1 pseudogene is annotated in these 864 nt (G+C 83.4%); it reads left to right on the top strand.

The features are described from left to right. Nucleotides 1–864: pseudogene (locus AC2CHG_RS31615) on the top strand (hypothetical protein); the annotation flags it as partial.

The following is an 864-nucleotide window of genomic DNA, read 5'->3' as shown; positions in this document are numbered from 1 at the left end:
CGCGGGCGGTCACCGGGGCGCCGGGCGGCACCGGGGCGTCGCCCGCCGGCCCTCGGGCGCCCGGGGGCACCGGCGGTCGGGGTCCGGCACCTGGCCGGGAGATGTCGTCGGGGCGGGCCACCCCACGGCCGTCGCCACCGGGTCCGGCCGGGCCGGCCGGGCCGCCACCGGGGCGAGCACCGCCCACCGGAATCCCGCCCGTGCGATCGGTATCGCCACGCGGGCCAGGCCCGGCCGGGCCGGCCGGAGCACCACCGGGACGGCCACCGCCGGCCGGAATCCCGCCCGTGCGATCGAGGTCGCCACGCGGACCAGGCTCGACCGGACCGGCCGGTCCGCCACCGGGGCGCCCACCGACCGGAGTTCCGCCCGTGCGGTCGAGGTCACCGCGCGGGCCGGGCCCGGCCGGGGCGCCACCGGGGACGGCGGCGACACCGGGACGGGCAGCGCCGCGGGCCGGGCCGGGCCGGGTGGACGCCGGGTCGGACGGCTGAGGCCGGGCCGGGGGCATGCCCTGGCCGGACTGGTCGGGGCGGACCGCCGGTTCGGCGCGCGCCGGCACATCGGGGCCGGGCTGCCCCTGTCGCCGGGACGGCGTACCCGGTTCGGGACGCACCGGCGGCACGGCGACACCGGCCCGGCCGGCGGGGCCACCGGAACGGCCGGGCGGCTCCTCGGCGGGTGGGCCGGCCGGACGGCGGGTGACCGGCATGGCGGGGTCGGTGTGCGGCGAACGACCGGCCTGCCGCAGCCAGTCGGCGGGCCGTTCGGGCCGTTGCGGCCGCTGCTCACCGGCATCGTCACGGGCGGCCCGTCGGCGGGGCGTCTCGGCGGCGGCACCGGGGCCACCCGGCTCGTCGGACG

The organism is Micromonospora sp. ATLC20, assembly GCF_057196585.1.
This window is presented reverse-complemented; position numbering and strand designations above follow the sequence as displayed.